This is a genomic window from Glutamicibacter endophyticus (genome assembly GCF_048457885.1).
GTDB classification, from domain to species: Bacteria; Actinomycetota; Actinomycetes; order Actinomycetales; family Micrococcaceae; genus Glutamicibacter; species Glutamicibacter endophyticus.
This window is the reverse complement of sequence record NZ_CP174200.1, coordinates 771,647-791,364: the sequence shown is the minus strand read 5'-3', so window position 1 is coordinate 791,364 and position 19,718 is coordinate 771,647. Positions and strand designations below refer to the sequence as shown.

The following is a 19,718-nucleotide window of genomic DNA, read 5'->3' as shown; positions in this document are numbered from 1 at the left end:
TGGTGTCGTTCCTTCAGAATCCCAGGGCCGCACGATAGGCGGCCGGAGCGAGTAGAATTTTCCGCCCGATGCCGGCGGCGGCTCGTTCAATACCCGGCAGCCGGGAGACGGTCGCGGCTCGGGCGATGGTTCGATCCACGAGGTGCCATCCCAGGTGCGCGGTGGCACGCAGGGCGAGCTCGGGATCCTCGCGCTTGGCTTCGCGTCGATAGGCCTGCCACATCTGGCTGATGCGTGGGGCGAGGTGTTCCATGCGTTCGGTGATGCGCCGGGTGGCGCTGGCCGCATCGAAACTCAGTGGTGGGGCTCCGGCTCCGCCGCGACTGGTGACGGTGTCGAGCACCGCGCGATAGATCCATTCGCCGGCGAAGGTTCCCAGATCGCGGGCCGGATCTCCGAGGCCGAATTCTTCCCAGTCCAGCAGCACCGGGCGGCCGTCACTGAGGTGGAACTGGTCGAGTCGCAAATCTCCGTGGATGGGAGCTACCTGGTGTGCCGCCTCCCAGGCCCGAAGTTCCTCGGCGGCGGTTACCAGCGCCTGATCCTCTTGCAGTTGTGGCCATAGGGCCAGCTCGGCCAGCGTGAATCGTACATAACGCTCTTGTGAGACCCCGTGGCGCAGCATCTGCGTGGGTGGGCTCGGGTGATAGCTGGCGGTGAGCCCGTCGATGGGTGCCCGATGAAGGCGTGCCATGTGGCGTCCGGCTTGTGCGGCAAAGTCTTCCGGGATTGCTTCCCGGATCAGCAGTTCGGCAAGGTTGGTGCCACCGCAGTGTTCGAAGATCAACAGCCCGTCGGTTTTGCGGTGGGCGATCAGTTGAGGGCTATGCGGTGCCAGTGCGCTATGGCGCTGGGAGAACTCGGCGAAGGCCACGGAGCGTTCGAAGGCTCGGCCTCCGGAGACCTCCGCCGAGATGTGTTTGACGAAGATACGCTGCCCCGAGGTCAGGCTCATGCTCCAGGCGCCGTTGCGGCCGTTGAAGGCTGGGGGTTGAACGTCGGTGATGTCCGCGTGGATCCCTGCATCGGCCAACAGGTCGGTAGCCCGGGCGGCCGCCGCGCTGAGCGTGGGATCTACCCGCCAGCGTGGTGTCTCAAGGGTGCGTGTCATGATGCGATCTCCCGGTGAGTCGTTAGAAGAGGAAGGTGACTACCGCGTAGGCGGCGACGATACCGACCACCAGCCACAGGGCGTTCTTCAGGAGTTTCTTTGCGCCGCTGGCGTTCTGGGTGTTGGAGGTGCTCATGGTGTGTGTCCTTTCGAGGTGGGTTGGGTGATGCTTAGGCTTGGTCGTCCGAGGCCATGGACTGGCGGATGGAGACGCGGGATCCGGTTCGCAGCGCGTTATTGCGGTAGACCCGGGTGGTCAGTCGGAAGAGCAGTGGGACGGTAATGGCGGCGATGACCGCGGCGATGATGATCTCTGTTGTGCCGACGCTGTTCAGGGCGAAGCGCATCGGCATGAGGTAGGAGGAGAACAGCGGCACATAGGAGAGGATGTTCACCCACGTTGCGTCGAGATTTTGCGGCACCATGTAGAGGGCCAAGATCAGTAGCACCATCTGCAGCACCGATAGCGGAGTCGAGGCCGTGCCTAGGTCCTCTTGCCGGGAGACGGTGGAGGCCAGCAAGGTGCTCAGTCCGGCAAAGATCATGAAGCCTTGGATGAACCAGACGAAGAACCAGAGCAAGCTGGGTCCCACGTCGACGGCTAGTACCGTCCAGCCACCGACGACGCTGAATCCGAGCACGGCGGCCCCGCCAATGGTCAGTAGTTGGCCCAGTGTCACCAGGCCGACGCCGATCATTTTGCCGGCCAGCAGCGGTCCGACACCGATCTTGGTCAACAGAATCTCCACGATGCGCGATGATTTTTCCTCGACCACCCCGGAGGCTAAGGATTGTGAGGAGTAGACCAGCGAGGCGAGCAGGGCCGTGATCATGGCGGTGGCGAATAACAGCTGGGTGTCCAGGGCCAGCGGTTCCCCTCCCCGGTTGGCGTTGACCAGGAACCAGCCGCCGATGCCGGCTCCGAGTCCGGCTAAGAGGGCCAGCACGCCGGTGGCGGTGAGAATGGTGCGGTTTCCGGTGCGGGTGAGCAGCTCACGGCGGATAATGGTGCGCACCGAGTCGAGATCCGTGGTGCTGCGGGTACCGGTGGGCAGAAGTTGGGTTGTCGTTGCCGTCATCGTTAGGCTCCAATGCTTTCAAGATCCGCTGAGGCGTTGGCGGTGTCGGTCAGTAGGCTGGCGCTGAGCCGCTCGGAGAGCACCTCGGCCAGTGAACGCTGCAGTGGTTCGATGGCCCGCAATCCGGGGTTTCGCATGAGCACCGCCAGCAGTTCGGATGGAATCTGCTCCTCCTCGCGTTGGCTGTGCACCAGCAACGCGTCCGGTTCATCGTCGAGGGCTTCGAGGGTGACGTGCGGCAGCATCGACAGTTCTGCGATGAGCCGGTCGCTGGGTGCGGCGGCAAATCGAAGTTTCCAGAGCGATTCTTGCCCGCCGCGCAGCTCGTCTACCGGGCCGCTGGCGACGACGCGCCCCTTATCCAGCACGCAGACCCGGTCGCAGATGCGCTCGACCAGTTCCAGCTGGTGCGAGGAGAAGAGAACTCCGACACCGCGCCGGGCTTGATCGGCGATCAGTCCCGCCATGGTCTCCACGGCCAGTGGGTCAAGGCCCGAGAAGGGTTCGTCGAGCACCAGCAGGGTGGGATCTCCTACCAGCGAGACCGCCAGCTGCACGCGCTGCTGGTTGCCCAGCGACAGGTCCTGGACCTTAGTGCGTTCACGTGTGCTCAGACCCAAGGAGGAGATGAGCTCGGCGGCGGTCGCGCGGGCTTGCTGGTGGCTTTTTCCCTCGAGAAGCGCGAAATGCACGATCTGGTCTTCTACGGTCATTTCCGGGTAGAGCCCGCGTTCCTCCGGCATGTATCCGATGGAGCTTCGCACCTGGTCGGTGATTGCTTCCCCATCCCACTCGATACGTCCTTCGGTGGCGGAGAGCAGTCCAAGAATCAGTCGCATGGTCGTGGTTTTGCCGGCGCCGTTACCGCCGATAAATCCAACAATTTCACCGCGGGCTACCGACAGATCGACGCCTTGCAGTACCTTGTGACCACCGAAACTACGGCTTACACCCGTGAGCTGAAGGCCTAGCATTCGTCCTCCTGAAGAAGAGTTGTTTTCCTGACAGGTATGACGTTACGCAGGAGCCGGGCGCGGCTTGTTGTACTTCGGTACAGCGCTGACTTGTACTTAAGTTCAATTGCGGGCACAACCGTGGGTGGCGAGGCGCAACCCACCAGATGAGAATGGAACAAGTGCACAAATAGTGCAGTATGATGCACCATATGGAGATGGATGCGCAGCTACTGGCCCGAGCCGTCGGGGCCCGCGTCAAACACGAACGCAAAACCCGAGGGTGGACACTCGACCGCCTGGCAGATACCGCCGGGATCAGTCGACGCATGCTCATCAACGTGGAGCAAGGGGCCGCAAACCCCAGTGTCGCCACGTTGTTGCACCTCTCCGAGGCGCTGGGGGTCGGCCTTCCGGCGCTCGTCGAGCCACCCAGCGAGCGGCAGGCCAAGCTGACCCGACGCGGCGAGGGCGCACTGCTCTGGTCCGGCGAGCGCGGCGGACAGGCCAGGCTCGTCGCTGGCGCCGATAGACCGGACAATGTCGAGCTATGGGACTGGTCGCTCGCCCCCGGTGACCGCCACGAAAGCACGGCACACACCCCCGGCACCCGCGAACTGCTCCAGGTGCAGCACGGCATCCTCCGGGTGCACACCGGAGAGGAATCCTACGAACTAGGCCCGGGCGACGCACTGAGTTTCCACGGCGACCAACCGCATGCGTATGTCAACGACAGCAGCGAAACCACCCACTTCGTCCTGACCGTCGTCGAGCCTAGTCTCGGTAGGTCTGGCGGAAAAGAGAGCTCTCATGAATAATTCGGGACCGGCAGCTATTGCGACCGTCCGCCAAAACCGGGTAGTTTCCCCGGCCCAGGGTGCTGGCCTCGAAGGCGGTGTGCGATGATGCGCGCCCGGGCACAGACCGTGCCGCCGTGGTCGCTGGCCATTGCGGCCATGTTACTCATCCAGATCTCCAATGCCCTGTCCGTCACGGTTATCGACCAGGTCGGTCCCGCCGGTACGGCGTGGCTGCGCATGTGCTTCGGCGGTCTGCTGCTGTTGCTCATTGTGCGCCCCAGTTTCCGGTCGATCCGGGCACGCGACATTCCGGCCTTGCTTACCTTGGGCTTGGTCACCGGCTTCATGACCACCTTCTTCTTGGCGGCCGTGGAACGCATCCCGCTGGGCACGGCCGTGGCGGTGGAGTTCCTCGGTCCGCTCACCGTGGCAGGTATCGCGGGGCGCAAATTACGTGCACTGCTCTGGCCGATACTTGCGCTCGCCGGTGTGGTGCTCCTGACCGAACCCTGGCATGGTGAAGTGGATCTGGTGGGAGTTGGCTTTGCCCTGCTCGCCGGCGCCTGTTGGGGACTCTATAACGTCTTTACCCAATTGGTCGGCGACCGCTTTAGCGGCATCAGCGGTCTCGCCTTGGCGATCCCCGTCGCCGCCCTATTCACCACCTCGGTGGGGCTTCCGCAGGTACTTGCGGGGAATCCGGCAGGGTGGGTGCTGCTTCTCGCGGCGGGCATAGCCCTGATTACCCCGGTGGTCTCCTTTGGATTGGAGATGTTGGCGCTGCGCCGGATGACGCATACTGCCTTCGGCACGCTCCTGGCCATTGAGCCGGCCTTCGGCGTGCTGATGGGCTTGCTTATTCTGAGCCAGGCACCGAGCTTGTTGCAGATCGTGGGGATCGCATTGGTGGTCTTCGCCGGGGCGGCCGCACAACGCGGAAGTGCGCGCAGCCCACAGGGGCTCGAGGAACTACTTCCCCATACACCGGAAAACCCCGCCACCGACTAGGGCATGGAGCCACTCGCCCGGCAGCCGGGGGCCGGGCGGTTTAGCCTCCCAGTAGGTGGGCGAGTACCCGAGTGACACCATTTTCGCTGTTCGCCGGCGCCGCGTACGTTGCGGCCTGTTTGATCTGCGGGTGTGCGTTGGCCATGGCGAAGGACAGCTCACCGGCGGCCAGCATTTGCAGGTCGTTGAGGTAGTCACCGAAAACTGCGGTCTGTGCCGGGGTCACTGCCATGCGCTCCTGTAAGGCGCGCACCGCACGGCCCTTGTCGATATCGGTCCGCATGATATCGAGCCAGCGCTGACCGGAGATCACCACCTGGTGTTCCTCGGCAAAGGGCGCGTAGATCTGATCGAAGGCCTGCTGCGAATCGTCAAAGTCATGGATCGCAAGCTTGAAGAAGGTGTCCTGCACCTGGGTGAGGTCCTGAACCACCTCGAGCTTGCGGTAGTACTTGCCGGCTTCGGCAAGGAATTCTTCGTCGCCGCGCTCCACATAGGCGCTGGCCTGCCCGCAAAGCACCAAACCCAGGTTGCGCTGGGATGCAGCACCGCGCGTGGCCTCGATGCCCTTGCGCACGGTGTCTTCGCTCAGGCTTGCGGTGAAGATCGGCTCGTTGTGGTGCATCACCAAGTTGCCGTTTTCGGCAATGTAGGACAACGGGTAGCCGGCGTGGTCAAAGAGTTCGGCCAAGGTCGCGTACTGGCGTCCGCTGGCCGGTACGAACACGATTCCCCGCTCGGTCAGTTCACGCAGCAACGGCCAAAAGTCCTCGGGCACCGTACCTTCATCGGTGAGCAGGGTGCCGTCCATATCGGCGACGACCAGTCGCAGATCGATCTCGCTGGCGGGAATCTGGGACCATTCGGTGCCCTGGGTCATCATGTCCATTCTCATCCTGTAGGTAGGGGGCGGAAACACGGCACCGACCGACTCCGTGAAGATGTCGGTCGGCGGTGTCACGAAAGCGGCTACTAGCCGGTCATTTCTTCAAGCTGCTTGCCCTTGGTTTCGCGCACGAACTTCAACACGAAGAGCAGCGAGAGCAGGGCGAAGGTCGCATACAGGCCGTAGGCCAGTTGCAGGCCAACTTCGGCCAGCGAAGGGAAGGTCGTGGAGACCAGGAAGTTGGCCATCCACTGGGCCGCCGCCGCCACGCCCAAAGCCATGGCGCGGATCCGGTTGGGGAACATTTCGCCCAGCAGCACCCAAACGGCAGGTCCCCAGCTGGTACCGAAACCGATGACGAAGAGGTTCGCGAAAATCAACGCGGTCACACCCCAGTTGCCCGGCAACACCAGTTCCCCGCCGACGATCTCGGACTGGGAGAACGCCAGAGCCATAATTCCCAGCGAGATGGTCATCACCGTCGAACCGGCCACCAGCAGCGTCTTACGCCCAATCTTGTCGATCAGGGCAATCGCAATCACGGTAGCGACAATGTTGGTCACCGAGGTAATCACGGAAATCAGGAAGGAGTTGGACTCATCGAAGCCCACGGACTTCCACAGCGTCGTGGAGTAGTAGAAGATCACGTTGATGCCAACGAACTGCTGGAACACCGAGAGCACAATGCCGATCCACACGATCGGTTTGAAGATGAACGATCCGCCGAGCAGGTCGCCGAAGGTTTGGCGTCGTTCCACGTTCAAGGTCTGGCGAATCTCTTCGATCTTGGCCTCGGTACGTGCCCCGGCATCAATGCCCACGTAGTGCACCAAAATATGCGAGGCTTCGGCCAGCCGCTGGCAACCGACCAGATAACGCGGGGACTCGGGCAAACGCAGGGCGAGGAGTCCGTAGAGTAGTGCGGGCAACAGCTCGCTCAGCAGCATCCAGCGCCAGCCGGGCATGTCCAACCAACCGGTTTCGGCGGCGCCGCCGGTGGTGGATACGATCAGCGTAGAGACCAAGAAGGCCAGGAAGATACCGGTCACGACCGCCATCTGCTGGAGCGAGCCCATGCGCCCGCGGTGCTTCGAGGGAGCGATTTCGGCAATGTAGGCCGGGGCGATCACGGAGGCGAAGCCCACGCCGATACCGCCGACGAAACGCCAGACAATCAGGTCGGTCGAGCCAAAGGCCAGGGCCGAACCCACTGCGCTGATCGCCAGTAGTGCCGAGGCGATGAGCATGGTCTTCACGCGCCCGATGCGCTGCGCGCACCAACCGGCGGTCCATGCACCGATGGCGGCACCGATCAGGGCGCAGGAGACCACGAATCCGATCCCTACCGGCGAGAGCCCAAATTCTGCCTGCACGGCATCCACCGTGCCGTTGATGATGGCGCTGTCGTAACCAAAAAGGAATCCGCCTAGGGCGGCAACCGATGCCAACCCGATGAGCTTGCCGGAGATTTTTCCGTCTTCGACATCCTGTGCATGCTCTGGTCTCATGCCTACCTCGTCCTTCGCTTTTCGCGGTCATCTCGCGGCGACCGTGATTAGCTGGCGCCGCTTGCAGATTCAGCACCGGGCGCCGCGACACGTCCGGTAGACCCCAGCCTAAACCAAAGGGAATCCACTCACGCGTCGTCGCGCAACGTCGCCTATGGTAAGCATGCTCGGGCCAAAAAAGAAAGCAGATTTATCCATTGGCCCATGAACCGGTCCCTGGCCCCTAGGGGCGTCCGGCAATCCGGGAGGCCGCGAGGGCCACCGGCGAGGTACTGGCCCGTCCGGCCAGCTCGCTACGATCGGCCCAACTATAGGCGGCATAGAGGCTCCGCGTGGCCAACCAACGCAGCGGCTCCGGCTCCCAGCGCCGTACCCGATGGTTCACCCAGGGCAGACGGGTCAGTTCGCTTTCCCGCCCCAAAATCAGGTCGCGTAGGGTGCGGCCGGCAAGGTTGGTGGCGCTCACTCCGGTGCCCACATATCCCCCGGCCCAGGCCATGCCGGTTCGGCGGTCGAGGCCGACCGTTGCGGTCCAGTCCCGTGGCACGCCGAGCACGCCCGACCAGGCATGCTCGATGCCCGCCCCGGCGGTACCAGGGAACATTCGGTACAACACTGCGCGCAGGTGTTCGATGGTGCGCTGCGGGGTCTGACCGTCGAGATCCGTACGTGAGCCGTAGCGGTAGGGCACCCCGCGCCCGCCGATGGCAACCCGCCCATCGGCGGTGCGTTGGGCGTACATATACACGTGGGCGTAGTCCCCAAGCACCTCCCCGCGGCGCCATCCCACCCGATCAAAAAAGTCCGCACCCAAGGGTTCGGTGACAATCAGGGAGGAGTTCATCGGCAGCCAGAGCCGGCGTAGCCCGGGAAGTTCGGCCGTAAAGCCCTCGGTGGCGCGCACCACGTACTGCGCACGCACATTCGCGTGCTTGGTCTGCACCAAGCCCGGTGCAATAGCGGTGGCTCGGGTGTTTTCGTGGATTTCCACGCCCAGCGAGCGCACCACACGCGCCAGCCCGGCAACCAGTTTCGCCGGATGAATGCGCGCCGCATGCCGGTGCCAGGTGGCGGCCCGGGTTCCGGCGACGTCAATGGTGTTTTTGGCTTCCGTTGCCTCGAGGAGCTGCAGGTCGGTGTGCTTCCAGGTGCGTTCGGCCGCAGCATGTGCACGGAGCCGACGTTCCTGCGCCGGGGTGTAAGCCACCTCGTATTCACCGCCAGGCAAAATATCGGCGTCGATTCCTTCGGCGGCGCAGCGGGCAATGACCTCCTGCACGGTACGGTTCATTTCCAGCTGAAACTCTTCGGCCAGTTCGCGCGAGCAGCGCGCGGCGTACTGGGCGCGGCCGCCGGTAATCGAGTTGGTCAGCCAGCCGCCGTTACGTCCCGAGGCGCCATAGCCCACGTGGCGTTGTTCGAGCACCGCGATGCGCAGACTTGGATCGGCCTTTGCCAGGTAGTAGGCGGTCCACAAACCGGTAAAGCCGCCACCGACAATTGCCACGTCCACCGAACGGTCTTCACCGAGCGGATCCGGAAGCTGCGGAATACCGACCTGCTGCCACCAGTGGGAGACTTCTCCATTGTGCAGACTCATCGGTGCCCCTTCGCTCGTCCCGCCGGAACGCTCTCATCCCAACCAAGGAAATGAACCACACTCATTTGTGGTTTAGAGTCACCCTAAGCCGTCGGGGTTCGCGGGACAAGGGTCCTAGTCGCTGAATTCCACCTTTGCGCCTGGTGCCGGGGCTGTGACGGCTACCGTTGCCACCCCTACCTCGTCGCCAAGTTGCGCCATGACCTCGGTGGCATGCTCCGCATCGCGCACCAGAAGCGCGAGGGTCGGCCCCGAACCGGAGACCATGGCCCGCAGGGCGCCAGCGCCCTCGGCCAAGTCACGTACCGTTCCCAGCTCCGGGGCGAGCGCAAGCGAGGCCTGGGTTAGGTCATTGACCAATAGGTCAGCGAGTGCCGCGGCATCGGAATTCATCAGTGCCCCGATCACCTCGGGATCAACTTCGGTGGGCACCTCGAGCTGCTGGCCTTGGCGCAGGCGGTCGAGCATCGCGTACACCCGGGGAGTGGACAAGCCATAGCTGGCCGGGATCAATACCCAGTGGGTGACCGCACGGGTCAGCAACGGAGCCAGCTGGTCCCCTACGCCCAGTCCAATGGCGGCCCCACCCATCAGGGCGAAGGGCACGTCGGCGCCCAGCCGTGCCCCCAGACGCGACAGCTCCTCGCGATCCAGCCCGGTCTGCCACAGCTCATTGCAGGCCACCAGGGTCGCCGCCGCGTCGGCGGATCCCCCGCCCATTCCGCCGGCAATCGGCACCCGCTTGGTGATGCTCAGCTCGGCGCCTAGGGTGCACCCGGTATGCTCGCGCAGCAGTTCGGCGGCTTGATACACCAGATTGCTGCTGCCCAAGGGGAAGTTCTCCGGATCGGCCACCACCTCGCTATCGGGCTCAAGGCTCAGCAACAGCTCGCCATCGGTACGCAGCCGTGCCTCGATCTGCTCGCGCAGTGATACGGCAACATAGAGGCTCGCCACATCGTGGTATCCATCGTCACGCGGTGGACCGACCCGGAAGTAGCAGTTGATCTTGCCGGGCGCGCTGGCTATGACGTGTTGCTTGCTCACGGTTGCACCTCTGCTGCGGCACGGGCGATCGCAATGTAGGCGTCAATATCCAGCTTTTCCCCGCGTTCCTTCGGGTCAATCCCGGCGGCCACGAGGATCTGCTCGGCGCGGGCCCCCGAACCGGCCCACCCCGACAGGGCAGCACGCAGCGTTTTGCGGCGCTGGGCGAAGGCGGCGTCGATAATCGCGAATACCTCGGCGCGCGGTGGGGCATCGACGCGTTCGGCTCCGCGCGTGAATGACACGAGTCCGGAGTGGATTTTCGGCGCCGGCCAAAAGACGTTCATGCCGATCACTCCGGCCTTACGCAACGTCCCGTACCAGGCCCCCTTCACCGAGGGCACCCCGTAGATCTTGCTTCCGGGCGCCGCGCTCATCCGGTCGGCGACCTCGTCTTGGACCATCACCAGCCCGTGGGCGATGGAAGGGAAGGTCTCCAGCAGGTGCAGCACCACGGGCACGGCAACGTTGTAGGGAAGATTTGCCACCAAGGCGGTCGGTTCGACCGGCAACTCGGTGACCTTCAGCGCATCGCTCTCGATGACGGTCAGGTCCTCTTCGCGTCCCGGGCGGAATTCGGCCATGGTCTGCGGCAGGCGTCGCGCCAACGGCGGGTCGATTTCAATGGCCACCACCTGTGCGGCGGCGTCCATAATCCCTAGGGTCAGTGAGCCCAGCCCGGGTCCAACCTCGAGCACCGTCTCATCTGGTCGAAGATTCGCACCGGCAACGATGCGACGAATGGTGTTTCCGTCGATCACAAAATTTTGGCCCAGGGTTTTGGTCGGCCGGATTCCCAGCTCGTCGGCCAAACGGCGGATTTCGGTTGCGCCCAGCAGCGGCAGGGATTCCTTAGACATCACGTCTCCAATTCTAGGTCAGGGCGAGAGTGTGCCCCGCAAAGGCGCAACGCGCCCACCGCCAAGCGGTGAGCGCGTTGTCTGAGAGTTTGAGCCGTATAGGGCTTAGATGAGGCCCAGCTTGCGGGCGCAGGCCGGCCAGTGACCCCAACCGCCGCTGGCACGCAGGCGTTCGGCCGCGGCAATCTGCTCCTGTGCGGTGGCCTGGTGCGGCAATGGCGCGTACTTCGTGCCACCGACCGCACGCCACGAGGAGGCGGAGAACTGCAGGCCACCGTAGTAGCCGTTGCCGGTGTTGATCGACCAGTTGCCACCGGACTCACACTTGGCCAGTGCGGCCCAGGTTGAGGAGATCGAACCGGTCGGCGCCTTGGTCTTCGAGCTACCGCTGGAGTCGCTGGAGCTGCTGCTTTCGGGCTTCTTGGTGCCCACGCGCACAACCTCGGTCACCGGTTCCTTGGAGACCTTGGACTTCAGGACTTCTTCCTCGCCCTTCTTGCCATCGCGAATCTCTTGGCGCAGGGTCAGCTTGCGCTCGCCCTTCTCGCCCTCGGTCTTCACCTTGGTCTTGCCCTTGTCCAGGTCCTTGTCCTTGACCTTGGTGGTCTTGAAGTCGATGTCGCGGGTTTCATCCCAGGTCTTGATTTCAACCTTGATGGCGCGAATTTCGGAGCCTTCGACAATGGCGGTCTTTGCGTCGACGTCCTTCTCGGTTTCATCATCGATGCGGACCTGAATTTCGTCGTCCTTATCGAGCTTGACGTCCTCTTCCTTGAAGAGGTCGGCAATGGTTTCGGCGGTGGTGGACAGCTTCTTCGAATCCTTGCCCTGCTTGAGGGTGACTTCCTTCGGAGTGATGATCTCCAGCCCACCGCTCAGCGCGGAAATGGCGAGGTCTTCGGCCTGCGAAAGCTTGGCGTCCTGGTCCACGTCGAGTTCGTTGATCACATCGGCCACCGTCATGCCGGTGGTGTGCACTACGCGCTCTTCGCCGTCGAGCACTACCTCGATGGACTTGTTCAGCGAGATGTCGATACGCTGCTCGTCGCTGAGTGGCGACTGCGGGTCGGCCGAGATTTCGTCACGCTCATCCAGCGTGATGTCTTCTTGGGTGAGCAAGTCCTGCACGGAGGCGGCACGGGTGCTGACCACCTGCTCCTTGCCGTCAATGGCGATGGTTACCGACTTTTGGCCGGCAATATAGAACACGGCGCCGGCGATAACCAGTGCCAGAACGGCGGCTTGGGCGATGAATTTCGCCCAGCGCTTTTTGAACAAGTGAGTCACGGTTGTGCTTACCCCATCGGTAGTGTCGGCCGGCGGTCGGCCCGGGCAGTGAACTGCCTGCTTACATCAGTGTCTACGTGGCCGCGATGCTGAGGGAAGCAAACCCAAAGACCCGGCGGCACCGCCCGCGGGCAATGCATCCTTTCAACCGTAACCGAATCTTAATAAAAGACGCAACCGAAATATGGCGCGTCGCACACCGGAAGCCCTTAGAAGTCGCCGTACACTGCGCGCGTGTTCTGGGCCACCAAGTGGCAAAGCTCCGCCAGGTCCATCCCGCGTTCACGAGCCATGAATTCCACCGTGTAGGGGATCATATAGCTGGCATTGGGGCGTCCGCGGAAGGGATGCGGGGTCAGGAAGGGCGCATCGGTTTCCACCAGAATCAGCGAGGGGTCCGCCACCCGCAAGGCCGCCTGCAGGTCGGTGGAATTCTTGAACGATACGGTTCCGGCAAAGGACATATACCACCCGTGCTCATTGCACAGCCGCGCCAGCTCTTCATCGCCTGAGAAGCAGTGAAACACGACCTTTTCCGGGCGCTGCGCATCGAGCAAAACCCGCACCACATCCTGGTGGGCATCCCGGTCGTGAATTTGTACGGCCTTGTGGTGCTCACGGGCCAGCTCGAGGTGCGCCCGGAACGAGTATTCCTGGGCCGGGCGCCCCGGCTCCTCGGTGCGGAAGTAGTCCAGCCCCGTCTCCCCGATGGCGCGCACCCGTTCATGCCCGGCCAACGCGGCGATGTCATCCAGCGCGGCCTCGAGCTCACCACGTTCGGCTAGGCGTGCGGCGTCGTTCGGATGGATGGCGACCGCGGCCAACACCTGAGGGTGGGTTTCGGCCAATTGCACCGCTTGGCGGGATGAGAGCACATCGCACCCCACCTGCACCACGCCGCTGACCCCGACGCGGGCCGCGGCGCCCAGGGCCTGCTCCACGTCAATCGGGGAACTTTTCTCGAAGTCCATATGCGTATGGTTATCGATCACCGGCACCGGTAGCGCTTGTGGCGCGGGCGGATAGATCCGGTTGCGCTCCTTGCTCGATGCCTCGGAATTCAGTGGCTGTGTTGGACGATAAGCCTCGGGAATCAGTTCCAGATCGATTGCCTTGCTCTTAGCCATGCGTTTAATCTCCCGCTCGTCGAACATCCGCTAGCCATTTTTCCATTAAGCTCAGCAATCCCGCGCACCACGGTCCATTCGACTATCGAGCCGGGGCCCAACCGCCTATGATGTGAAACACACACTAAAAGGGCGAAACCGGGGCCTGACACACACATCAGCACGCATGTGCCGGTCACGGCCCCAGGAGGAATTCGATGAATTCGCAGCAGACCATCCCGTTGCGCGACACCAGCTTTCGGGAACAGGCCGAGGCCATCACCAACTCGATGCGCCGTGTACTCTCCGGCAAGGACGAGGTGACCGAGCAGGCGTTGATCGTATTACTCGCCGAAGGTCACCTGTTGGTCGAGGACGTACCCGGAGTTGGGAAGACCATGCTGGCCAAAGCCCTGGCACGTAGCGTGGACTGCAGCGTACACCGTATTCAGTTCACCCCGGATCTGCTGCCCAGCGACGTCACCGGCGTCTCGGTGTTCTCCCCTAAAACTCAAGAGTTTTCCTTCCACCCCGGCCCAATCTTCGCGAATATCATCATCGCCGATGAGATTAACCGGGCCAACGCGAAAACCCAGTCCGCGCTGCTCGAGAGCATGGAAGAGCATCAGGTCACGGTCGATTCGGTAACTCATGATCTGCAACGCCCGTTCATGGTGGTCGCCACGCAGAACCCGATCGATTCCGAGGGAACCTTCGCCCTCCCAGAAGCCCAACGAGACCGTTTCATGGCGCGGATTTCTATGGGGTACCCACAACGCGGGGATGAAATCGCGATGATCGCCAACCGGCACCTGCACGAGCCGGTGGACGACGTGAGCCCGGTGATCGACCGAGAGCAGCTACGCACCATGATTCATCAGGTCGCCAACGTCACGGTGACCGAACAGCTCGGTGCCTACGTTGTCGATCTGGGCCGTGGCACCCGCGAACACCCCTCGGTGCGGCTCGGCGCTTCACCGCGCGCCTTGCTTCAGCTCGTCCGCGCCGCCAAAGCCCACGCGGCGCTGCGCGGTCGAGACTACGCTATTCCCGAGGATGTGCGGGCCGTGAGCGCCCTGGTTCTGCCGCACCGGCTCATCCTCACCCGCAATGCGGTGGCCGATGGACAGGAGCCACAGCAGATCGTCACCGCACTGTTGCAGAACACCGATGTGAATCAAGGCTAGGCCGCCGATGCCTACCGTGCACCGCTTCGACTCACGCGATTCGCTGTCCTGGGAGCGTTCAAATGACCGCCCCCGACCACGCGTACGCTGGCTACGCCTAGACCTGTTGACCACGCGAGGCCGAATTACCGCCGGCGGCGGATTACTCTGTCTGCTGCTGGCTTTCATGCTTGGGCGACCCGAACTGATGGCCCTGGGAGTGGGACTACTCTGCGTGGTGCTGCTGAGCATGCTGGTTCTGCTGCGCACCCGGCACCACACGGAGATTCAGCGACTCATACACACCGCGGCCCCCACGGCCGGGCACAGCACCCACTTGACCCTGTCCTGCCCCGAGCCAGCCCAGATTCACGAAACACTGCCCGAACCCATCGGCTGGGGCCCACAGTTGCAGGCCCCGGGAAGCGTGGACTACGAGGTGGTTTTCCGCGAGCGCGGGATCCACTTAATCGGCCCCGCGCAACGCGTGCTGGCCGACCCGTTGGGGCTGATCCGCGGCATGGTCTCCACCGGCCGGCTGTTCCCCGTGCCGGTGCGCTGCGCACCATTAGGCGGTGAGCAACCACCGGCGGTGGGCGAACGCAACCTCACCGGCGACGCCCGCCATGCCCACAGCCCCACCACCGACTACTACGACGTGGCCACCCGCGACTACCAGCAGGGTGATTCGGTGCGACAAGTGCACTGGAAGGCTACCGCGCACCAAGGCAAGCTCATGGTGCGTCAAGAAAACCAGATCGCCACCGCACAGGCCCTGATCATCCTCGATCGCTACCTTGAACACTGGAATCAGGCCGCCGACTTTCGTCTCTCCATTCCGCAAGGGCAGGAGCCTGAGCTGAACAGCACCCGACGCTTCGAAAGCGCACTGCAAACCATCTGTTCCATCGGCGAGCGCTACGCCGCCGGGGGTTACCAGGTGCAAGTGCGAGATCTGGCCGGGCACGATCTGCGCCACGACTCGGCCGCCCATGGGGCGGGCACCTTCGAGGCATTCCACGCCGCCACCCCCAGCCTGGCCTTGGAACCCGGCAACGGGCAGGCCCAAAGCCCCGACCTGCTGGCGCCTGCGCTCCGTGGGGCCCTACACCACCACCGGGACGAACCGATCTTCGTGGTTCTGGGCGACCTCAGCGAGGCGCAAGCTCACCGGCTGGCCCCGCTGGCCCTTCGCCAAAGGCAACTGCATCTCTACCTGGTGCTCTCGCATCCCGAACGCCACCGTCGAGCCATCGACCGGCTGGCCGACACCGCGTGGAAGGTGCACGTCATGGACGCCTCCGGGCACCGGGTGCAGGAGCGCCTCTCATGAGCCTGCCCGTTGTAGAACACCAAGCACACCGTGCCCCGCGGCCGGTACACACCGGGCAGTCCCCCTCGACTCTCCCGTGGCGGCTGCTCGCGGCCGGGGCGCTGGCCACCGCCGTACTGGCTAGTTACGCCTCTTTCAACGGTGTCATCGCCGGCTGGCAGTTCTTTACCCCGGTCATCCTGCCGGTCGTGCTTCTGCATGTCGTTGGTTTTTCCCTGACCTCCCGGCCACGCACCCGACTGCTTGCCGTTCCGGTATTAATCGCCGTGGCGATCGGGGCGGTGCTGTTCAGCCCGGCCATCGTGCCTTGGCTCGGTTCGGGGCTGGAGCTGGCCCGGATCAATCGGTTATGGCAAGGGGCCATGATCGAGTTCTATACCCAGCTGCCCCCGGTGGCCGACTCCCCCTTCGTCGGGTTCGTGCTCTACCTGGCCGCCATCGCGGTGAGCCTGATCGCTCAGCTCTTGGCGACCTTCCCACGCACGGCCGGGTGGGTACCGGTGCCGGTGGCGGTGCCCCTGATCATCGCCTCCCTGTTTAAGCTCAGCGGTGCGGGGCTGAGCTACCTGCTGGTGGTCTTCCTCGCGCTGATCCTTTACTACTACCTCTTGCCGTGGGTTCATGGCGGCGTGGATCTCGAGCGGCCGACACGCCCCGGCCGACGATCGGGCGGCACGGTAGCGGTGATCGCCACCGCCAGTGCCCTGGCCATGCTTGCCGCGAGCCTCTGGGTGCCCGGCTTCCGCCAGGGCATGTTCCCCGAAGGCACCCGCCCCTCCGGTGAACGATTGGCCAGCAACATCGATCCCCTGATCAATCTGGGTCGTGACCTTCGTTCAAACAACGGCTCGGTGGTATTCACCTACCTGAGCACCGCCGAGAACGCCCCCTATTTGCGCACCGCCGTGATCGATGATCTTTCCACCGAACGCTGGGAACCGAGCGACGACGAGATGGAGGTGGACCACGTGTATTCCTCCGGACTCGAGCGTGGGCGCTCGCCGTGGGTCAATACGCACCGTCACTTGCTGACCATGTTCTGGACGACGCCCGGCTCGGCGGCAACGCTTCCCATGCCGCAGGGTGCCGACAGCGTCTTGGGGCTCGATGGGGCCTGGACGTGGAGCCCGGAGACGGAAATCCTCAAACTCAACGAAATGACACGTGAGAGCCGCACCGCCACGGTGGAATACGACGAGCTCGACATGTCGGCCGCCGAAATCAACCGGGTGCAGAATCGTTTTAATCCCAGCCCGCCGGTGCTTCACCCCAACTACACCGACCCCGGTCTCGACGCCAACGGGGCGTTGGCTCGCGATCTCGGTGACTTCCTCGAGGCCGCCTTTAACGACCTGGGCCGCTCCCCCACCGACCTGCAAAAGGCCCAGGCCATCCAGGATTATCTGCGGTCCACACGCTTTAGCTATTCGGAGCAGACCCCGCTGCGCGAAGGCTATGACGGGGCCAACCAGCGCGTCATTGAGGCTTTTCTCGAGCGTCGCGCCGGGTATTGCGTGCACTTCGCCTCCACGATGGTGCTCGCCGCCCGAAGCACCGGCATCCCGGCACGGCTGGTACTGGGCTACGCCCCGGGCCAGCAGGTAGCCCTTGACCCCGTGCTGGAGCGGTACTTCGGGGGCACCGATGCGGTGGACCTGTCGCCGGACGGCTCCAAGCTCCGGGCCTATGAAATCACCGGACGTCAGGCTCATGCTTGGCCGGAGCTGTTCCTGCCGGGCATTGGCTGGGTACCGTTTGAACCGACGCCGGGCCGCGGGCAGGCTCCGGGCTATGCCCCGGCCCCGCAATTGGCCGGGGGTAGTTCCACCGCCCCCGAAGAGGTTCCGCGGACCCCGCGGGCCACGCAGACCGCCACCGAGTCGGAGACCGCAAGCCAACCGCCGACGGCGGCGGGACCACGGAGTACGCAATCTTCGGTCGCAGGCTGGATCGTGGGCGGTGGGGCGCTTCTGCTTCTAGCACTGCTGTCGGTTGCGCCGCTGCTGCGCCTTTCCCAGCGCCGCTCCCGGGAGCAGGCCATCCGTGCTGGGTCTGCCGCCGCCGCACAAGGCCTGTTCGATGAGTTGCGTGCGATCGGATGCGACTATGGCCGAGCCATGCGCCCGGCAGATTCGGTTGGTGACTACCTGAAGACCCTCAACGAAGCACTGCCGGGCAATGACGAGCTCTTTGAACGGCTACGCCGGAGGATTGAGTCGAGTTTCTACGCCCATCGCCACCCCGATAAGGCCGATGCCGAGCAACTACTGGCGGATCTGGCGCAACTACGTCAGGCACTCGCCCACATCAGCAACGGCACTACCCGATTGCGCGCCTGGTTGTTCCCGCCCTCGCTACGTTCGCTCAGGGTGCGTGCGATGAGCCGGCAAAAATAAAAATCAGGCCCGGTTCCCGCATGAGCAGGAACCGGGCCTAACTACGCCGTGGCCGCGCGCACCACGTGGTGCGCGTGCCGGGCGTTACTTGGCGGCGTAGGGATCGGCGATGCCGATGTACTGCACGGTGGTGTATTCGGACAGGCCCTCGGCGCCGCCTTCGCGACCCAAGCCCGACTGCTTCACACCGCCGAACGGAGCGGCGGCGTTCGAAATCACACCGGCGTTGAAGCCCACCAGACCGAACTCGATCTGCTCCGAAACACGGAACATGCGGTTGTAGTCCTTGGTGTAAACGTAGGACGCCAGACCGTACTCGGTGGAGTTGGCCAGGGCGATAGCCTGTGCCTCGTCGGCGAAGGTGGTCACCGGGGCGACCGGGCCGAAGATTTCCTGCGAGAGGATCTCGGCATCGTTGGCCACGTTGGCCAGCACGGTGGGCTGGTAGAAGTAGCCCGGGCCCTCAACCGGCGCGCCACCGGTGACGGCGGTTGCACCGTTGGCGACCGCGGCCTGCACGAGGCCGTCAATTTCGGTACGAGCCTTTTCCTCGATCAGCGGACCGACATTGGAGTTGGCGTCGGTGCCACGGCCTGGCTTCAAGGCGCCCATGGCGGCAGCGAACTTGGCGGTGAATTCCTCGGCCACATCCTGGTGCACCAGGAAGCGGTTAGCGGCGGTGCAGGCCTCGCCCATGTTGCGCATCTTGGCTGCCATCGCACCCTCAACTGCGGCGTCCAGGTCGGCGTCCTCAAAGACGATGAACGGGGCGTTGCCACCGAGCTCCATCGAGGTACGCAGGACCTTATCGGCGGCATCCTTCATGAGCTGCTTGCCCACTGCGGTGGAACCGGTGAAGGACACCTTGCGCAACCGATCGTCGCTCATCAAGGGTGCCGAGATTTTTGACGCCGAAGCGCCGGAGACCACGTTGAGTACGCCCGCGGGAAGGCCAGCCTCGATCATGGTCGCGGCAAAGAGCTGGGAGGTCAGCGGGGTCAGCTTGGCGGGCTTGAGCACCATGGTGCAACCGGCGGCGATGGCCGGGGCAACCTTGCGGGTAGCCATGGCCAGCGGGAAGTTCCACGGGGTGATCAGCAGGCACGGGCCAACCGGCTTGTGCTGCACCAGTACCTTGTTCTTGCCTTCCGGGGTGGTCACGTAGCGGCCGTAGTGGCGCACGGTCTCCTCGGAGAACCAGCGCAGGAATTCGGCACCGTAGGTGACCTCACCGCGGGCCTCGGCCAGCGGCTTGCCCATTTCGAGGCTCATCAGCAGGGCGAAGTCATCGGCGCGCTCGGTCACCAGATCGAAGGCGCGGCGCAAGATTTCCGCGCGCTCACGCGGTGCGGTGCGGGCCCAGTCGGCCTGTACGGCGTCGGCTGCATCCAGTGCGGCCATGGCGTCCTCAGAGGTGGCGCTGGCCAGAGTGGTCAGCTTCTCGCCGGTGGCGGGGTCCATCACATCGAAGGTGCCGCCATCAGAGGCGTCACGCCATTCGCCATTAATAAGCAGTCCGGTAGGGACCTTGGCGAGAAGTTCAGCTTCGTGCTGTGCGGTAATGGTCATAACGCGCAT

Annotated in this window: 16 protein-coding genes; 5 read left to right on the top strand and 11 right to left on the bottom strand. The window is 63.8% G+C overall.

Annotation, left to right across the window (positions count from 1 at the left end; genetic code table 11):
* Window positions 1-13: 13 nt before the first annotated feature.
* The 3 genes from lxmK to ACJD00_RS03790 all read right to left on the bottom strand — a co-directional run bounded on the left by lxmK (window position 14) and on the right by ACJD00_RS03790 (window position 3,164).
* The gene (lxmK, locus tag ACJD00_RS03800) at window positions 14-1,111 is read right to left on the bottom strand and encodes a class V lanthionine synthetase subunit LxmK (protein WP_418908558.1); all 1,098 of its coding nucleotides are present in this window, start codon (window positions 1,109-1,111) and stop codon (window positions 14-16) included.
* Window positions 1,112-1,281: 170 nt separating this feature from the next.
* Complete coding sequence (locus tag ACJD00_RS03795) at window positions 1,282-2,190, bottom strand: ABC transporter permease (RefSeq protein ID WP_418908557.1); 909 nt, start codon at window positions 2,188-2,190, stop codon at window positions 1,282-1,284.
* A 2-nt stretch (window positions 2,191-2,192) separates the two neighbouring features.
* Window positions 2,193-3,164, bottom strand: coding sequence for an ABC transporter ATP-binding protein (locus ACJD00_RS03790; RefSeq protein WP_418908556.1), 972 nt, complete (start codon window positions 3,162-3,164; stop codon window positions 2,193-2,195).
* A gap of 191 nt (window positions 3,165-3,355) precedes the next feature.
* On the opposite strand from ACJD00_RS03790, the gene ACJD00_RS03785 reads away from it, so the two are divergent.
* Window positions 3,356-3,961, top strand: coding sequence for a helix-turn-helix domain-containing protein (locus tag ACJD00_RS03785; RefSeq protein ID WP_418908555.1), 606 nt, complete (start codon window positions 3,356-3,358; stop codon window positions 3,959-3,961).
* Between the two features lie 87 nt (window positions 3,962-4,048).
* Window positions 4,049-4,951, top strand: a complete 903-nt coding sequence (locus ACJD00_RS03780) for an EamA family transporter (RefSeq protein ID WP_418909298.1) — start codon at window positions 4,049-4,051, stop codon at window positions 4,949-4,951.
* Window positions 4,952-4,991: 40 nt separating this feature from the next.
* On the opposite strand, the gene ACJD00_RS03775 is transcribed toward ACJD00_RS03780, so the two are convergent.
* From ACJD00_RS03775 to ACJD00_RS03745, 7 genes are all read right to left on the bottom strand, one after another.
* Window positions 4,992-5,840 (bottom strand): Cof-type HAD-IIB family hydrolase, encoded by an 849-nt coding sequence (locus ACJD00_RS03775; RefSeq protein ID WP_418908554.1) that lies wholly within the window; start codon window positions 5,838-5,840, stop codon window positions 4,992-4,994.
* Between the two features lie 83 nt (window positions 5,841-5,923).
* A complete protein-coding gene (locus ACJD00_RS03770; RefSeq protein ID WP_418908553.1) occupies window positions 5,924-7,345 on the bottom strand; it encodes a sugar porter family MFS transporter in 1,422 nt (473 codons plus the stop codon).
* Window positions 7,346-7,568: 223 nt separating this feature from the next.
* Entirely contained in the window at window positions 7,569-8,945 is a 1,377-nt protein-coding gene (locus ACJD00_RS03765) for an NAD(P)/FAD-dependent oxidoreductase (protein ID WP_418908552.1), read from the bottom strand.
* Between the two features lie 114 nt (window positions 8,946-9,059).
* Window positions 9,060-9,992, bottom strand: a complete 933-nt coding sequence (locus ACJD00_RS03760) for a 4-(cytidine 5'-diphospho)-2-C-methyl-D-erythritol kinase (RefSeq protein WP_418908551.1) — start codon at window positions 9,990-9,992, stop codon at window positions 9,060-9,062.
* Window positions 9,989-10,852, bottom strand: coding sequence for a 16S rRNA (adenine(1518)-N(6)/adenine(1519)-N(6))-dimethyltransferase RsmA (gene rsmA / locus ACJD00_RS03755; protein ID WP_418908550.1), 864 nt, complete (start codon window positions 10,850-10,852; stop codon window positions 9,989-9,991). The genes ACJD00_RS03760 and rsmA overlap by 4 nt, the downstream gene beginning before the upstream one ends.
* 105 nt (window positions 10,853-10,957) lie before the next feature.
* On the bottom strand, window positions 10,958-12,139 hold the full coding sequence (locus ACJD00_RS03750) for a transglycosylase family protein (protein ID WP_418908549.1): 1,182 nt from the start codon (window positions 12,137-12,139) through the stop codon (window positions 10,958-10,960).
* A 209-nt stretch (window positions 12,140-12,348) separates the two neighbouring features.
* Window positions 12,349-13,266, bottom strand: a complete 918-nt coding sequence (locus ACJD00_RS03745) for a TatD family hydrolase (protein WP_418908548.1) — start codon at window positions 13,264-13,266, stop codon at window positions 12,349-12,351.
* A gap of 197 nt (window positions 13,267-13,463) precedes the next feature.
* On the opposite strand from ACJD00_RS03745, the gene ACJD00_RS03740 reads away from it, so the two are divergent.
* Genes ACJD00_RS03740 through ACJD00_RS03730 form a run of 3 tightly spaced genes read left to right on the top strand, consistent with a single transcriptional unit; the run spans window position 13,464 to window position 18,140 of the window.
* Window positions 13,464-14,432: an AAA family ATPase gene (locus ACJD00_RS03740; protein ID WP_418908547.1), complete on the top strand. Its 969-nt coding sequence runs from the start codon at window positions 13,464-13,466 to the stop codon at window positions 14,430-14,432.
* Between the two features lie 7 nt (window positions 14,433-14,439).
* Window positions 14,440-15,744 carry a DUF58 domain-containing protein gene (locus tag ACJD00_RS03735; RefSeq protein WP_418908546.1) on the top strand — a complete coding sequence of 435 codons (1,305 nt, stop codon included), beginning with the start codon at window positions 14,440-14,442 and terminating at the stop codon, window positions 15,742-15,744.
* Window positions 15,741-18,140 carry a transglutaminaseTgpA domain-containing protein gene (locus tag ACJD00_RS03730; RefSeq protein WP_418908545.1) on the top strand — a complete coding sequence of 800 codons (2,400 nt, stop codon included), beginning with the start codon at window positions 15,741-15,743 and terminating at the stop codon, window positions 18,138-18,140. The genes ACJD00_RS03735 and ACJD00_RS03730 overlap by 4 nt, the downstream gene beginning before the upstream one ends.
* An 84-nt stretch (window positions 18,141-18,224) precedes the next feature.
* Here the strand turns inward: ACJD00_RS03730 and ACJD00_RS03725 are convergent, their stop codons facing one another.
* Window positions 18,225-19,709, bottom strand: a complete 1,485-nt coding sequence (locus ACJD00_RS03725; protein WP_418908544.1) for an NAD-dependent succinate-semialdehyde dehydrogenase — start codon at window positions 19,707-19,709, stop codon at window positions 18,225-18,227.
* Between the last annotated feature and the right edge of the window lie 9 nt (window positions 19,710-19,718).

What these genes read in the sequence shown, in the direction of transcription:
- ACJD00_RS03775 (WP_418908554.1), bottom strand. Translation starts at nt 5,840, where the DNA reads ATGGACATGATGACCCAGGGCACCGAATGGTCCCAGATTCCCGCCAGC.
- ACJD00_RS03780 (WP_418909298.1), top strand. Translation starts at nt 4,049, where the DNA reads ATGCGCGCCCGGGCACAGACCGTGCCGCCGTGGTCGCTGGCCATTGCG.
- ACJD00_RS03785 (WP_418908555.1), top strand. Translation starts at nt 3,356, where the DNA reads ATGGAGATGGATGCGCAGCTACTGGCCCGAGCCGTCGGGGCCCGCGTC.
- ACJD00_RS03795 (WP_418908557.1), bottom strand. Translation starts at nt 2,190, where the DNA reads ATGACGGCAACGACAACCCAACTTCTGCCCACCGGTACCCGCAGCACC.
- ACJD00_RS03725 (WP_418908544.1), bottom strand. Translation starts at nt 19,709, where the DNA reads ATGACCATTACCGCACAGCACGAAGCTGAACTTCTCGCCAAGGTCCCT.
- ACJD00_RS03745 (WP_418908548.1), bottom strand. Translation starts at nt 13,266, where the DNA reads ATGGCTAAGAGCAAGGCAATCGATCTGGAACTGATTCCCGAGGCTTAT.
- ACJD00_RS03735 (WP_418908546.1), top strand. Translation starts at nt 14,440, where the DNA reads ATGCCTACCGTGCACCGCTTCGACTCACGCGATTCGCTGTCCTGGGAG.
- ACJD00_RS03770 (WP_418908553.1), bottom strand. Translation starts at nt 7,345, where the DNA reads ATGAGACCAGAGCATGCACAGGATGTCGAAGACGGAAAAATCTCCGGC.
- ACJD00_RS03740 (WP_418908547.1), top strand. Translation starts at nt 13,464, where the DNA reads ATGAATTCGCAGCAGACCATCCCGTTGCGCGACACCAGCTTTCGGGAA.
- ACJD00_RS03790 (WP_418908556.1), bottom strand. Translation starts at nt 3,164, where the DNA reads ATGCTAGGCCTTCAGCTCACGGGTGTAAGCCGTAGTTTCGGTGGTCAC.
- ACJD00_RS03730 (WP_418908545.1), top strand. Translation starts at nt 15,741, where the DNA reads ATGAGCCTGCCCGTTGTAGAACACCAAGCACACCGTGCCCCGCGGCCG.
- lxmK (WP_418908558.1), bottom strand. Translation starts at nt 1,111, where the DNA reads ATGACACGCACCCTTGAGACACCACGCTGGCGGGTAGATCCCACGCTC.
- ACJD00_RS03765 (WP_418908552.1), bottom strand. Translation starts at nt 8,945, where the DNA reads ATGAGTCTGCACAATGGAGAAGTCTCCCACTGGTGGCAGCAGGTCGGT.
- rsmA (WP_418908550.1), bottom strand. Translation starts at nt 10,852, where the DNA reads ATGTCTAAGGAATCCCTGCCGCTGCTGGGCGCAACCGAAATCCGCCGT.